We start from the raw sequence: 12,981 nt of genomic DNA, 5'->3' as shown, positions 1-12,981 counted from the left end.
AGAATTTTAAAGAAATGATGGTTAAAGTCTTGTGAAAAGACTTTTTTAAATTAAACAGTCTCATTGCATGGTATGAATAAAATGGTTATGCTTAAGGCAGGAGGTGGCTGTTATGGCTAATGAAGACAAGAAAGACTTTAACGCGATGCTGAAGGATAATAAGGGAATGCCGAAGCTTCAGATCATCACTGACAGCAAAAGTATTGAAAAATACGGCGGCAGCAGGATGTACTTTGCCCCGCCGATTGCTTATGATGAGATTATGAAACAGATTCCTTATGGGAAGGTTATTACCGTGGGTAAAATCAGGGATTATTTTGCGGCTAAAAATGAGGCTGATTTCACTGATCCAATCACCGCCGGAATCTTCGTTTCAATCGCCGCATGGGCCAGTGAGCAGCGTTCTGATTCACTAACCCCTTACTGGCGGACATTAAAAGCCAATGGTGAATTGAATTCAAAATATCCAGGCGGCATTGAAAGGCAGAAGGCACAGCTGATGGCAGAAGGGCATACAATCATTCAAAAAGGGCGTAAAAATATCAAATATTATGTGGCAGATTATGAAAAAGCTCTTTTTGATTTAAGCTTATGATGTTTATAAAAAGTATTGCCCCTGTTTTAGCGGCGGGTGTGATTGCGGTTGCTATGGTATTCATCATCAAGAAACAGCACAAAACCGATGAAAAGGCAGCAACCTGCATGGCTGAGGGAGTTGCTTTAGGACTTTGCTTTGGTGCGGCAATCGGATCATCAATGCCGGCTTTTCTTCCTTATTTTATCAGCTTGGGATCATTGCTTGGTCTGCTGATTGGCATGCGGATTAAAAAATAATTTTAGATTAAAAAAAGCCAGCGGTTAGCTGGCTTACTGTATGTTTTATAGAGTCACTGACCAAAGACCATGCAGATTGCAGTATTCATAAACAGCAACTACCTGTTCACCTTCCGCAAGTTTAAAATCAGCGGCTGGTACTTCATGCGGTTTCAGGTACTTGATCATGCCGCCCTTATTGGTTTCTACATAGATCCATTGAATTGAGTGAGCATCTTCCATTGGATGAGCGACTGACGCAACTGCAACATGGCATGTATCATTCACAATACTAACCACCGGTACGTGTTTTTCATTAGCTCCGTCACTTGTATTAGGTACTAATTCCTGCATCTTCTCTCCGCAGCAGAAAACCGGAACATGTTTATCTTCAATCATTTCTACAATATTGCCGCAAATAGCACAGCGATAAAATTTTGTCATAAATAATACCCTCCTTTTATTAGGTATGCCCTTATTATATAGGATATATACGTGAGGTCAATTAATATGCTTTTTTATACCGTTGATGATTGAGTTAAGCATTTTATGCGGTTTTTCATGTTGTTTTATTGTTCATTGAGACAGCCATGGTAAAAGAAAGATTGAAAAAAATTCATAATGTGATATTATTAAAGAGCACGGGAGGCGACGTTTATGAAAAAAATAGGAATTCTGATGACTTTGGCTGTCATGCTGTTAAGCGGATGTGTCAAAGAAGGACCAGAAGGAAAAGCTTGTCCTGAAGATCAGGCCACAAATGCCGCAACAGCAAAAGACTATGCGCAGACTTTAATTGATCATGACTATGATACAGCTCTTACATATAATTATTCAGCTGAAATGTCAGATGTCTTAAATAATGGAAAAATGATTGATTTATTAAAATCAAAAGTAGATTCATTTGGTGAATTTAAGGAAATGCAGGCGGCTTTATGCTCAAGTGAAGAGAGTAAGAATATCATTACTCTGCCGATGAAATTCTCTAAACAGAATTTTAATCTGAATATCAGTTTTGATGGAGAAGGAAAGATTACCGGTATTACCTTCAGTGAGTTTACAGGTAAATAGTGCGGCAAGGCTGCACTTTTTTTTCGGCTTCCTGGTAGAGACAAATGATTGTGATTGTGATAGAATAGTAAAGTTTGTAATGGAGAGATGAAAATGAAAAAAATATTTTTATGTGTAATTTTATTGCTGGCTGGCGCATGCAGCGCGCCAAGTCAGGATGTATCGGAAAAAGTATCCTTTATTGATGATCGCGGAGTTCAAGTTGAAGTGACTAAAAAGCCGCAGCGTACAGCCGTGCTGATGGGCTCGTATGCGGATATCTGGCTGAATGCCGGCGGTGAAATCATTGCCAGTGTACAGGACGCACTGGATCGCGGTTTAATTGATGAAGAGATTGCGATTGTGGGCAGCGGCAAAGAGGTAAACAGTGAACAGCTGCTGGCAGTTAAGCCTGATTTTGTGATTCTGTCTTTAGATTATCCGAATCATTTAGAATTGGATCAGCTGCTGAGTGATGCCGGTATCGCGCATGCTTATTTTCAGATTGATTCATTTGATCAATATCTGAATTGTTTAAAGATATTTACCGATATTATGGATAATCCGCAGGCCTATGAAACATATGGCAGTGATGTGAAAGCACGGGTAGATGCTGTTTTTGATAAGCTTAAGGATGCTGAGGGGAATCCGAAGGTTTTATTGCTGAGAGCTTTTTCAACAGGGATGAAGGCTAAAGCGGGTGATCATTTTGTCGGTGAAATGCTGAATGAGCTGAAGGCGGATAATATTGCTGAACACGCGAAGCTGCTGCTTGATGAATTAAGTATGGAAGTGATTTTAAAAGAGAATCCGGAAATTATTTTTGTAACGATGATGGGCAGTGATACCCAGGCTGCCATTGATTATGTAAAGAATGAAATGCAGTCAGCGCCATGGCAGCAGGTTAAGGCAGTGCAGACGGGACAGGTGATCTTCCTTGATAAGGAATTATATCACTATAAACCAAATGCACGCTGGGATGAAGCATATGAAGGTCTTGCAAAGGTTCTTTATCCGCATCTGTTCCAATAAGTTATCTTTGTTTATTCTGGGTATTAGTTTGTTGTTAATTGTTTCAATCCTGTGTCTGGTGTTTGGCAGTGTGCCGTTGTCCTTGAATGACTTGCTGAAAGGCTTAAGTGATGCCGGCAGCTTGGAACATACAATTCTCTTTTCGATCCGCCTGCCGCGGTTGGCGGGTGGGCTGTTAGCCGGGGCTGCTTTCTCGGCGGCGGGTGTATTATTGCAGGGCGTGCTTAATAATGCGCTGGCTTCGCCGAATGTGATTGGTGTGAATGCCGGGGCGGGTTTTGCGGTGATGCTGCTGCTGGCGCTGCTGCCTGATTATAGCTCTTATGCGGCACTGGCGGCTTTTCTGGGCGCTTTTTTGAGTGCGGTATTGATCGTGTCAATCGCTGCTAAGACAGGCGCTTCACGCATTACCTTGGTGTTATCAGGGGTAGCGGTAAGCAGCTTTCTGAATGCGATGATGTCAGCATTAGAATTGATGCATATCGATCTGGCAGTTAATGTTAAAGTCTTTATGAATGGCTCATTAGCGAATATTCATTTTTCACAGCTGGCCCTGCCGGCTGTCTTGATTCTTGCCGCATTGTGTGCGGTATGTTTCTTGGCTCGTTCATTGAATATCTTAATGCTGGGTGATGAGGTCGCACTATCATTAGGGGTGAACAGTTCCCGGCTGCGTTTATTGCTGCTGCTGTTTGCGTCGCTCTTGGCGGGCTGTGCGGTATCCTATGCCGGTCTGATTGGCTTTGTCGGTCTGATTGTTCCGCATTTCGCAAGAAAAATGGTAGGCAATGATCATCGGGTATTACTGCCTTTCGCAAGCTTATGCGGCGCTGTTTTTACCTTGCTTTGTGATCTGGCGGGCCGGGTGTTTTTTGCCCCCTATGAATTGCCGGTGGGTATTGTGCTGGCATTTATCGGCAGTCCCTTCTTTTTGTTTCTGTTAATCAATAAGAAAGGCAGGCGGCTTCATGATTAGATTTGAAAATGCGTCAATCGGTTATCATGAGCCGATTCTTAAAGCGCTGAATCTGACAATTAAAAAAGGCGGCATACATGTGATCGTCGGGCCTAATGGCTGCGGTAAAACAACGATGATGAAGGGGATTTTAACGCCCAGTATGGTCAGTGAGGGCAAGGTTTTACTGGCTGAAAGAGAATTGAATACCTATACGTTAAATGAGCGTGCTAAATGCTTTGCCTATCTTCCGCAGACCCGGCCGATTCCTCATATTCACGGGAAAACATTAGTGGGACATGGCCGCTATCCATATCAGGGCTTTCTGCGCTCCTCCACCCAACAAGACCGCAGCATCGTGGATCAGGTTATGGCTCAGACCCAAACAACACGCTTTGCGCATGAGTATGTGGATGAGCTTTCCGGCGGTCAGCGCCAGCGTGTGTTTCTTGCCATGGCCTTGGCACAAAACTGTGAGTGGCTGCTGCTTGATGAGCCGACAACCTATCTGGACTTTACTTCGCAATTAGAAGTCATGCAGCTGATTAAAACGTTAAAGGAACAGGGAAAAACAATCCTGCTGACACTGCATGATCTGAGTCAGGCGCTGCAGCTTGCTGATGAGTTAATTGTGATGAATGATGGAAGAATTGAAGCACAGGGCAGTGTTGATCAAATTCTTGCCGATCATTTGCTTGAACGCGTTTTTCACATTCGCATTAAAATCTTTAATGAAAACGAAAAAAGATATCCGTTTATTGAAGCAGAAGTATAGAAAAATGATTTCCTTTATGTATTTAGGAAATCATTTTTTTCGTTTTTTATCAACATCGCTGTCAGCGCTTGGCTGTTTAAGGCAGGAAAGGGTATTATTGGCTCGGGTGGAAGCCATGGCTGGATATTCTTCTCCATCCATAGGACATCGTGCCAGCAGCCATCCTTATAACCGCTGTTATGAAAGATGCCGATGGGCTTATATCCCAATTTTTGATGCAGGCGGATACTGGCTTCATTGGGAATCGTAATGCAGCCATAGAGATTTACATAATGCATGTTTTTTAAAATGTCTTCCAGGGCTTGGTAGAGCAAGGTGCCGACGCCTTGATTGTGAACTTCAGCTTTCAGATAAACACTCAACTCAGCATCCCAGTCATAAGCGGCCCGCTCGCGCAAACGAGAAGCATAGGCATAACCAATAATTTCTCCATCAGCTTCACATACAAGCCATGGAAACTGTGACAGCTTGTGATGCACACGTTCGACAAATTCTTCATAAGCAGGCACCTCGGTTTCAAAAGTAATCGAGGTTTTCTCAATGTAGGGCTTATAGATCATAAATACTTCCTGAATATCTTGATCTTCAATACATCGGATTTTCATATTCTGTCTCCATTCTATTCATTTACATTGAACTTTTCGACAAATTCTGACATATAAGACATCAATCGATCAATCCAAAATGTTTTAAGGCTTTGGCAATGCCGTCTTCATTCACAGCAGGGCAGACATAATCAGCCGCCTCTTTAGTCTTTTCATTTCCATTTGCCATACATACACCAATCGGCGCGTCCTGAATCATTTCAATATCATTATCCGAATCACCAAAAGCAATATAATCACCATCAAGTCCCCAATAAGCCATCATTTCACGGCTTGCGGTTGCTTTATTAAAATCAGCCAGCAAAAAGTCAGCGTTTGTTTTAAAAGCCGATACACATTGAATACCCGGCAATGAATCAAACACATGCCAATTAAAACCTTCAGGAGCATAGGCTACAACTGCATTCACTGGCTTGCCGTCCCACGGTTTAATGATTTTCGGCACCGGTACATTAAAATGAGCAAATGCACTCAGCATATTTTCGTCAGCCTCTTTTAAAATATAATCTCCCTCATCAGAAAGAAAACGCACATTCAGATTATATAGTTCTGTTAATCGCAGAATTTCTTCAATCTGTTTCAGTGTATAGGTATGCGTATTAATCAGTTCACCGTGCTGATTATAAAAATATCGGCCGCCGCCGCCAATGAAGCCATCCCAATCATAATATTCAAAAAGCTTAATATTATTGGCCGTAGATTTTAAACGTCCGGTATTGATACAAATTTTTATTCCTTTTGCGCGCAGTTTATTTAATGCCGGTAATAAAGAAGCAGGGAACTGTTTGACAGCATTGTCATACAATGTTCCATCGACATCAAAGAATACAGCTTGGATTGGTTTCATAGCATCAGACTCCTTTTTTATAAGCATACAGTAAGTAATAAAAAAAGGCAACTGATAAGGAAGGGAAAGCCGATAGGTTTAATAGATATTGACTCAATGTGTTAACTGTGGTAAACTTTACGATAGTTAACTTAAACTAACAAAAGTGAGGGATCTTGATGATGATTGATAAAAGGCTGCTTGCGGAATCCGGGCATGCGAAGAAATATATTATGAAACAGGTTTTAGTACAATGGCTTGGCTTGCTGCTGAATATAGGCATTGTTTATACGATGGCTGAGCTGATCAGCAGTGTCTGGCAGCAGACTTTGACTGTATCGAGACTGAATCAGGGAAGTCTTTTTATTCTTGTTTTACTTCTGCTGCGAATGCTGTCAGCATGGCTTAGTTCTCATTATTCCTATAAAGCCAGCGAGGATATTAAAGTAAACCTGCGGATACGTCTTTATCAAAAGCTATTGGCTTTGGGCAGCGGCTACCGGCGTATTTGTTCGACCAGTGAATTGGTACAGCTAAGCAGTGAGGGCTGTGATCAGCTGGAAACATATTTTGGCCGTTATCTGCCGCAATTCTTTTACAGTATGCTGGCACCATGTACGTTATTTATCCTGCTTGTTTTTATTGATTGGAAAAGTGCGTTGGTGCTTTTGATCTGTGTGCCGTTAATTCCCATTTCGATTGTGGCTGTTCAGAAATTCGCTAAAAAACTGCTGGCTAAATACTGGACGTCTTATACGACGCTCGGTGACAGCTTTTTAGAAAATCTGCAGGGCTTGACAACATTAAAAATTTATCAGGCTGATGGATACAAAAACGATATGATGAATAAGGAAGCTGAACAATTCAGAAAGATTACCATGAAGGTGCTGACGATGCAGCTTAACTCGATCAGTGTGATGGATATCGTCGCCTATGGCGGAGCGGCAGTTGGCAGTATTACCGCTTTAATAGCTTATGCCAACGGTTCACTCAGCCTTTGGGGTGTGCTTGTCATTTTAATGCTGTCAGCAGAATTCTTTCTGCCGTTAAGACTGCTTGGTTCCTTCTTCCATATTGCGATGAATGGGATCGCGGCAAGTGAAAAATTATTTAAGATTCTGGACTATGAGATCACAGAACAGCCATCAGGCAAGCTTGATAATGCGCCGATTTCGATTCAGCTCAAGCATGTGAATTTTTCATATGATGAAAGCCGCCAGATCTTAAAAGATATTAATATGGAGATCCAAGCCGGACAGTTTGCGGCCGTTGTAGGAGAAAGCGGCAGCGGCAAGAGTACATTGGCAAGCTTATTGATGGGACTTGAAAAAAGCTCATCCGGCGCGATTTTATTTAATAATCAAAATCGGGAAACGCTGAACGATACTGAATTTTGGAAACATGTAACCTATGTCGGTCATGAATGTGTCTTGTTTAAGGGCAGTGTTCGTGACAATCTGACAATGGGTAAAACCATTGATGATGAAGTATTATCAGCTGTTTTAAAGCAGGTTCAGCTCTATGATTTTATCATGAGTCAGCAGGGCCTTGATACACAGCTTTTGGAACAGGCTTCTAACTTATCCGGCGGTCAGCGTCAGCGTTTAGGCTTGGCGAGAGCCTTGCTTAAGGACAGTGAAATCTATCTGTTTGATGAAGCTACAAGCAGTATTGATGTCGAGAGTGAGGATGCGATCCTGCAGGTAATTCGTACATTGGCTAAAACTAAAACCGTAATTATGATTACCCATCGGCTGGCCAATGTAAAAGCGTGTGATATCGTCTATGTGATGCAAGAGGGCCGCATCGCAGAAGCCGGCAGTCATGAAACGCTGCTTGCGAATCAGTCAGTATATGCGCAATATTATCAGAAGCAGCAAGAACTAGAGGCATTTACAAAGGAGGCCGATCATGAGTAATTTTAAAGTCATGCGTAAAATGATTACGCTTGTAGCACCGCTGAGCGGCGTAATGTGCATCGCCGTATTAATGGGTGTCATCGGTTATCTATGCGCTATCTTCATACCGGTTTTGGCAGTTACGATTGCTGCCTATCTTGGCTCTCATTCACTTGATTTAACAATTCCTTTTCTGATTTTAATTCTATTAGCTGTATTGCGCGGTATCCTGCATTATCTGGAACAGGCATGCAATCATTATATTGCTTTCAAACTGCTTGCCTTGATTCGAGATAAAGTGTTTAAAGCACTGCGCAGGCTGGCACCGGCAAAGCTGGAGGGGCGCGACAAAGGGGAATTGATCGCGCTGATCACCAACGATATTGAACTGCTTGAAGTCTTTTATGCCCATACGATTTCCCCAATTCTGATTGCCCTGCTTTGCGGCATTGTTCTGCTTTATTTATTTTACCGCGTTCATCCGCTCTTTGCGCTGATTGCCTTGATTGCTTACTTGCTGGTCAGCATTGCCATCCCTCTAGTTGTCACTAAGCTGGGAAAGGAAGCCGGTAATCGGGTTCGCGGCAGAATATCAGCACTAAGCGGATATTTGCTTGCATCTTTGCGCGGCATGCTTGAAATCCTGCAGTTTGGTAATGGCGAACAGCGCCTTGAGGGCATACGTTCACAAAGTGAAGCTGTAAATCAGCTGCAGAAAAAGCTCAAAGATATCGAAGGCCTATCCCAGTCATTAGGCAGCTTCGTGGTTGTAGGAGCAGCGTTATGTACACTTTATACAGCGCTGATTCTGGTGCTTAACCATGAGTTATCATTCACCGGCGCGCTTTTCGCTTTCATTTTAATGTTTTCAAGCTTTGGCCCCTTTTTGGCTTTGTCAAGTCTGTCCAATAATCTGTTAGTGACTCTGGCCAGCGGCAGACGCGTACTCTCACTGCTTGAGGAAAAACCACAGGTTTATGATATTGAAGGTAAAGCGCCGGCTGAATACGGCAGCATTCATGTGGATCATATTGCCTTTGCTTATGATCAGGAAATGATTCTTAATGATGTCAGCCTCGATTTTGATGAAAAGAAAATTATCGGCATCCATGGCAAAAGCGGCAGCGGCAAGTCAACCTTGCTGAAGCTATTAATGCGCTTTTGGGAAATTCAGAAGGGCGGTATCAGTATTAATTCACGGCCGCTGAATACCATCAATACAGAAGATCTGCGGCATATGGAAAGCTATGCGACACAAGAAACCGTCTTATTTCATGATTCGATTGAGATTAATCTGCGCATTGCCAAGCTTGACGCAAGCCATGAGGAAATCACTGCGGCTTGTAAGAAAGCGAGTATCCATGAATTTATAGAATCATTGCCGCAGGGGTATCAGACACCGGTTGCGGAGCTGGGCAGCTCACTGTCAGGTGGGGAACGTCAGCGTATTGGCATAGCCCGTACCTTCCTGCATAATTCAGACTGCATTTTGCTTGATGAACCAACCAGCAACTTAGATGCATTAAATGAAGCAATCATTTTAAAATCACTGGCTGCCTGCACAGATAAAACAATTATTCTGGTATCACACCGCAAATCAACACTAAAGGCAGCTTCGAAGATTATTGAGATGGAAAGCGGGCGGGTCAGCTGATGACGGATGCAAAGAAAAGGGAAGCGGAGAAACAAGTTGTTGAACTGATGATCAAAAGCTATTGTAAGCATACCCATCATGAAAAACAGCTGTGCGCCTCATGTCAGGACCTGCTGCTTTATGCCTGTCAGCGCATTGATTGCTGTCCGTTTATGGCTGTTAAGACATTTTGCAGCAGCTGTAAGGTTCATTGTTATAGTTTGGAGAAACGATCACAGATCAGAGATGTTATGAAAAAAAGCAGCTGGCGGATGCTGTTTCATCATCCCATACTGCTGCTTAAACATGGCCTCTCATCAAGAAGGAGACACAAATGAAAATATTCTACATGGTTCTTGGCACAATTTCATTAGTTTTAGGCGCAATCGGTATCGTACTGCCCATCTTGCCGACCACACCATTTTTGCTGCTGGCTGCATTCTGTTTCACCAAATCTTCAAAGCGTATGCACCGTTGGTTATGCGGCACATCACTTTATCAAAAGCATTTGGACAGTTATGTACAAAATCGAGCGATGACCTTAAAAACAAAGCTCAGTATTTTGATTCCGGCAAGTATTATGCTCCTATTCCCAATGATTCTGGTCGATCATATCCTAATGCGTTTATTCATTACCGGCTTACTTGTTTTTAAATATTGGTACTTCTTTTTCTGTATTAAAACGATCCAAGCGGAAACTGCTGAATAGAGCTACAAGCACTGGCCTTATCTGTGATATAATAAATCCGAGGTGCAGTGAATGGAAAGAAGTAATTATAATTTAATTGATTTATTAAAATATATATGCGCAATATTAGTCGTAGCTGTCCACGTGAATCCATTAAAGGATCTGTCAGAATGGGCTAATTTTGTTGTAATTAATATCTTTGGCCGGGTAGCAGTACCGTTCTTTTTTGTCTGTGCCGGTTACTTTATTGCCAATAATCTAAAAAAACGCGGCGATGTTTATATTAAAGACTATATGATTTCTTTAATGAAAACATATATTATTTGGAGCATTATCTATTTGCCCTTTGGTATCTTATGGGTACAGAGCAACCTAGATATTCCGATTATTCTTTATCCGATAGCCTTAATCTACGCGTTTTTTAATGTGGGAACGTTCTATCATTTATGGTATGTACCGGCATTGGTCTTCTCAGTGCTGGTTACTTTCTTTTATACTAAAAAATTCAGCCTGCGTTCTTTGTTTATTTGGAGTTTGATTCTGTATACGATCGGAGCCGCTGAAACATATAACGCTTATCTTGATCCGGCGTTGCAGTCCATTGTCGCCTCTTATATGGGAATCTTTTTCACAACCCGCAACGGCTTGTTTTACGGCATGATTTTTGTTGTCATCGGTTTTATTGCCGCTCAGGATAACTGGCTGACAAGGTTTAAAAAGAATGGCTTAGCCTTTTTTATCTGCTTTTCAATGCTGATTTTTGAAGCTTTTCGAATGTATAATACCGATGGTTATGATTTTAATTTCTTATTTATGCTGGTACCGTTATCTTATTTCATGTTTCAATGGGCAAGAGCGGTAAACTATCACCGCGACTGCCGCAAACTGAGAGATTTAGGCAGCTTATATTATTTTACGCATGTGATGTTTATTGAACTGATACCAATGGGCTTAGGCTTGATTCATCAGAAACAGCTGTTTGACAGCGGTTTGTTCCGTTTCGTTAGTGTCATGCTTTGTACCCATGGCTTATCCATGCTGATAACGATGATCAGAAAATTCATCAAACATCGACAGCTTTCGACACAATAAGACAAAATCTGCAGCTCAGCTGCTTTTTATTTGTTAATCATAACGGCGGTATTTGGTTTTGTGAATCGAAAATAAGGAGAGGGAAATAATCAGTAATTCAATCATGGCAAATATCAGTGAGCTGCTTAAACCCAAGGTCAGTATCCAGCCAGCCAAAAGCAGCAGCGCGCAGCCCAAGCTATCAATCAAGAATATGCTCCATAAAGGAATGATGTGTGTGAAATCAGGATAATTGGTTTGCTTGCCGATCATTTTTAAGGCTGCCCACAGCAGGAGGAAACATAATGCGAGATTGCAGACTTCACTGATCCAAGGTGAGAGCCCATATTCATTAAAAATCAGTTTATCAGCAGTGCCATAAATCCCAAAACGGCTTAAGAGAACATTGATAAAACTCATAATACAAGCAAATCTGAAGGCATCAACAGCATAAGCGGTAATTCTTAATTTCATATCCTTATCCTCCTTTACCTAAATTATAGTGTGAAAATGATTATCATACAAATGTTTATTCGTATTTTTCTAATTCTTTTGTTTAATTTTTACCAAAGCCTGCCTAAAACTAATAAAAAAGTAAATAATGTTGATAAATAGGGACTTTTTGTATTATAATGATAACTACGTTAAGAGTTGTGAAAAAGGGGCGGTACATATGATCGTGACAGTAACATTAAATCCGGCGGTTGATAAGGTAGCCCGTCTGGATGCAATTAGGGAGTATGAAATAAATCGTCTTAGCAAGGTTGAAAGTGATGCGGGCGGCAAGGGAATCAATGTATCACGGACGATTAAGGCTTTGCATTCAGTTTCAATCGCGACTGGTTTTTTAGGCGGCAGCGGCGGTAATTTTATTGATTGTCTGCTTCAGCGCGAAGAGATTGAAAGTCATATGATTCAGATTATCGGCAATACACGCAATAATTTGAAGATCGTAGACGCGGATAACCGAATGACGGAGTTTAATGAAGAGGGGCCTTTTATTCTGCAGAGTGAGCAGGATGAATTATTTGATTATTTACGCGGCTGCTTAGATGGTGAATGTATATTGATTCTCTCAGGCAGCATGCCAAAGGGGATGTCGCGTTCCACTTACAGCCGATTGATTGAAATGGCTAAAGAAAATGGCTCAGTGGTTATTTTAGATACGACATACCGTCATCTTGCAGACAGTATTGAAGCTAAACCGGCAATTGTCAAGGCTAGTCCTGATGAATTGCGCCAGCTGTATCATATTGATCATGAATTAAGTGAAGCTGAGCTGATACAATGCGGCAAACGGATGATTGAAGACTATGATTTGCAGATGGGAATTACGCTTGTTCATCAGCAATGTGCTTATGTATTTACTGCCAGCAATGTTTTTAAGACTGAATTTCCTGATGTCGATGTGAAAACCAGCGTCGGTGCCGGCGATGCCTTTGTGGCGGGATTTGCGGTTGGTATGGAACAAAACGCAGACATACATGAAGTCATTCAGTTAGCCAGCGGCTGTTATACTGCGGCAATGCTCAGCAAGAACGCGCATCCTACTGATATCCATACGATTAAGGAATGGGCAGGCAGGGCTGAAATTATAGAACTTAAATAGCGGATCTAATGATCCGTTTTTATATT

The 12,981-nt window shown here is 41.8% G+C and carries 16 protein-coding genes; 12 read left to right on the top strand and 4 right to left on the bottom strand.

Translation table 11 applies throughout. From position 1 onward, the window contains the following. Positions 1–112: 112 nt before the first annotated feature. The gene (locus tag DAHG_RS11755; protein ID WP_022938554.1) at positions 113–595 is read left to right on the top strand and encodes an MGMT family protein; all 483 of its coding nucleotides are present in this window, start codon (positions 113–115) and stop codon (positions 593–595) included. Beyond that, positions 592–834: a hypothetical protein gene (locus DAHG_RS11750; RefSeq protein ID WP_022938553.1), complete on the top strand. Its 243-nt coding sequence runs from the start codon at positions 592–594 to the stop codon at positions 832–834. The genes DAHG_RS11755 and DAHG_RS11750 overlap by 4 nt, the downstream gene beginning before the upstream one ends. Before the next feature lie 45 nt (positions 835–879). Here the strand turns inward: DAHG_RS11750 and DAHG_RS11745 are convergent, their stop codons facing one another. After that, positions 880–1,257, bottom strand: coding sequence for a desulfoferrodoxin family protein (locus DAHG_RS11745; RefSeq protein WP_022938552.1), 378 nt, complete (start codon positions 1,255–1,257; stop codon positions 880–882). Between the two features lie 213 nt (positions 1,258–1,470). Here DAHG_RS11745 and DAHG_RS11740 point away from each other — a divergent pair, with 213 nt between their 5' ends. The 4 genes from DAHG_RS11740 (at position 1,471) to DAHG_RS11725 (ending at position 4,625) form a co-directional block, all read left to right on the top strand. Beyond that, entirely contained in the window at positions 1,471–1,884 is a 414-nt protein-coding gene (locus DAHG_RS11740; protein ID WP_022938551.1) for a DUF3887 domain-containing protein, read from the top strand. A 93-nt stretch (positions 1,885–1,977) separates the two neighbouring features. Further along, positions 1,978–2,895: an ABC transporter substrate-binding protein gene (locus DAHG_RS19520; protein WP_022938550.1), complete on the top strand. Its 918-nt coding sequence runs from the start codon at positions 1,978–1,980 to the stop codon at positions 2,893–2,895. Further along, the gene (locus DAHG_RS11730; RefSeq protein ID WP_022938549.1) at positions 2,852–3,871 is read left to right on the top strand and encodes a FecCD family ABC transporter permease; all 1,020 of its coding nucleotides are present in this window, start codon (positions 2,852–2,854) and stop codon (positions 3,869–3,871) included. The genes DAHG_RS19520 and DAHG_RS11730 overlap by 44 nt, the downstream gene beginning before the upstream one ends. After that, entirely contained in the window at positions 3,864–4,625 is a 762-nt protein-coding gene (locus DAHG_RS11725) for an ABC transporter ATP-binding protein (protein WP_022938548.1), read from the top strand. Before DAHG_RS11730 ends, DAHG_RS11725 begins: the two co-directional genes overlap by 8 nt. A gap of 14 nt (positions 4,626–4,639) precedes the next feature. On the opposite strand, the gene DAHG_RS19515 is transcribed toward DAHG_RS11725, so the two are convergent. After that, the gene (locus DAHG_RS19515; protein ID WP_022938547.1) at positions 4,640–5,230 is read right to left on the bottom strand and encodes a GNAT family N-acetyltransferase; all 591 of its coding nucleotides are present in this window, start codon (positions 5,228–5,230) and stop codon (positions 4,640–4,642) included. Between the two features lie 61 nt (positions 5,231–5,291). Further along, positions 5,292–6,077, bottom strand: a complete 786-nt coding sequence (locus DAHG_RS11715; protein WP_022938546.1) for an HAD-IIB family hydrolase — start codon at positions 6,075–6,077, stop codon at positions 5,292–5,294. Between the two features lie 158 nt (positions 6,078–6,235). On the opposite strand from DAHG_RS11715, the gene DAHG_RS11710 reads away from it, so the two are divergent. Genes DAHG_RS11710 through DAHG_RS11690 form a run of 5 tightly spaced genes read left to right on the top strand, consistent with a single transcriptional unit; the run spans position 6,236 to position 11,367 of the window. Further along, positions 6,236–7,975 (top strand): ABC transporter ATP-binding protein/permease, encoded by a 1,740-nt coding sequence (locus DAHG_RS11710; RefSeq protein WP_022938545.1) that lies wholly within the window; start codon positions 6,236–6,238, stop codon positions 7,973–7,975. Then, positions 7,968–9,608, top strand: coding sequence for an amino acid ABC transporter ATP-binding/permease protein (locus tag DAHG_RS11705; protein ID WP_022938544.1), 1,641 nt, complete (start codon positions 7,968–7,970; stop codon positions 9,606–9,608). The genes DAHG_RS11710 and DAHG_RS11705 overlap by 8 nt, the downstream gene beginning before the upstream one ends. After that, complete coding sequence (locus tag DAHG_RS11700) at positions 9,608–9,925, top strand: nitrous oxide-stimulated promoter family protein (protein WP_022938543.1); 318 nt, start codon at positions 9,608–9,610, stop codon at positions 9,923–9,925. The genes DAHG_RS11705 and DAHG_RS11700 overlap by 1 nt, the downstream gene beginning before the upstream one ends. Then, complete coding sequence (locus DAHG_RS11695) at positions 9,922–10,296, top strand: YbaN family protein (RefSeq protein ID WP_022938542.1); 375 nt, start codon at positions 9,922–9,924, stop codon at positions 10,294–10,296. The genes DAHG_RS11700 and DAHG_RS11695 overlap by 4 nt, the downstream gene beginning before the upstream one ends. 51 nt (positions 10,297–10,347) lie before the next feature. Beyond that, positions 10,348–11,367: an acyltransferase family protein gene (locus tag DAHG_RS11690; protein ID WP_022938541.1), complete on the top strand. Its 1,020-nt coding sequence runs from the start codon at positions 10,348–10,350 to the stop codon at positions 11,365–11,367. A gap of 33 nt (positions 11,368–11,400) precedes the next feature. On the opposite strand, the gene DAHG_RS11685 is transcribed toward DAHG_RS11690, so the two are convergent. Then, positions 11,401–11,820: a hypothetical protein gene (locus DAHG_RS11685; protein WP_022938540.1), complete on the bottom strand. Its 420-nt coding sequence runs from the start codon at positions 11,818–11,820 to the stop codon at positions 11,401–11,403. Between the two features lie 199 nt (positions 11,821–12,019). Here DAHG_RS11685 and DAHG_RS19510 point away from each other — a divergent pair, with 199 nt between their 5' ends. Beyond that, positions 12,020–12,955 carry a 1-phosphofructokinase family hexose kinase gene (locus DAHG_RS19510; protein ID WP_022938539.1) on the top strand — a complete coding sequence of 312 codons (936 nt, stop codon included), beginning with the start codon at positions 12,020–12,022 and terminating at the stop codon, positions 12,953–12,955. The last annotated feature ends 26 nt before the right edge of the window (positions 12,956–12,981 follow it).

It is taken from the genome of Dielma fastidiosa, assembly GCF_000313565.1.
Lineage (GTDB): Bacteria > Bacillota_I > Bacilli_A > Erysipelotrichales > Erysipelotrichaceae > Dielma > Dielma fastidiosa.
The sequence above is the reverse complement of the archived record's forward strand: the minus strand, read 5'-3'. Positions and strand labels throughout refer to the sequence as shown.

What these genes read in the sequence shown, in the direction of transcription:
- DAHG_RS19520 (WP_022938550.1), top strand. Translation starts at nt 1,978, where the DNA reads ATGAAAAAAATATTTTTATGTGTAATTTTATTGCTGGCTGGCGCATGC.
- DAHG_RS11705 (WP_022938544.1), top strand. Translation starts at nt 7,968, where the DNA reads ATGAGTAATTTTAAAGTCATGCGTAAAATGATTACGCTTGTAGCACCG.
- DAHG_RS11690 (WP_022938541.1), top strand. Translation starts at nt 10,348, where the DNA reads ATGGAAAGAAGTAATTATAATTTAATTGATTTATTAAAATATATATGC.
- DAHG_RS11755 (WP_022938554.1), top strand. Translation starts at nt 113, where the DNA reads ATGGCTAATGAAGACAAGAAAGACTTTAACGCGATGCTGAAGGATAAT.
- DAHG_RS11700 (WP_022938543.1), top strand. Translation starts at nt 9,608, where the DNA reads ATGACGGATGCAAAGAAAAGGGAAGCGGAGAAACAAGTTGTTGAACTG.
- DAHG_RS11750 (WP_022938553.1), top strand. Translation starts at nt 592, where the DNA reads ATGATGTTTATAAAAAGTATTGCCCCTGTTTTAGCGGCGGGTGTGATT.
- DAHG_RS11745 (WP_022938552.1), bottom strand. Translation starts at nt 1,257, where the DNA reads ATGACAAAATTTTATCGCTGTGCTATTTGCGGCAATATTGTAGAAATG.
- DAHG_RS19515 (WP_022938547.1), bottom strand. Translation starts at nt 5,230, where the DNA reads ATGAAAATCCGATGTATTGAAGATCAAGATATTCAGGAAGTATTTATG.
- DAHG_RS11715 (WP_022938546.1), bottom strand. Translation starts at nt 6,077, where the DNA reads ATGAAACCAATCCAAGCTGTATTCTTTGATGTCGATGGAACATTGTAT.
- DAHG_RS11710 (WP_022938545.1), top strand. Translation starts at nt 6,236, where the DNA reads ATGATGATTGATAAAAGGCTGCTTGCGGAATCCGGGCATGCGAAGAAA.
- DAHG_RS11685 (WP_022938540.1), bottom strand. Translation starts at nt 11,820, where the DNA reads ATGAAATTAAGAATTACCGCTTATGCTGTTGATGCCTTCAGATTTGCT.
- DAHG_RS11740 (WP_022938551.1), top strand. Translation starts at nt 1,471, where the DNA reads ATGAAAAAAATAGGAATTCTGATGACTTTGGCTGTCATGCTGTTAAGC.
- DAHG_RS11695 (WP_022938542.1), top strand. Translation starts at nt 9,922, where the DNA reads ATGAAAATATTCTACATGGTTCTTGGCACAATTTCATTAGTTTTAGGC.
- DAHG_RS11730 (WP_022938549.1), top strand. Translation starts at nt 2,852, where the DNA reads ATGAAGGTCTTGCAAAGGTTCTTTATCCGCATCTGTTCCAATAAGTTA.
- DAHG_RS19510 (WP_022938539.1), top strand. Translation starts at nt 12,020, where the DNA reads ATGATCGTGACAGTAACATTAAATCCGGCGGTTGATAAGGTAGCCCGT.
- DAHG_RS11725 (WP_022938548.1), top strand. Translation starts at nt 3,864, where the DNA reads ATGATTAGATTTGAAAATGCGTCAATCGGTTATCATGAGCCGATTCTT.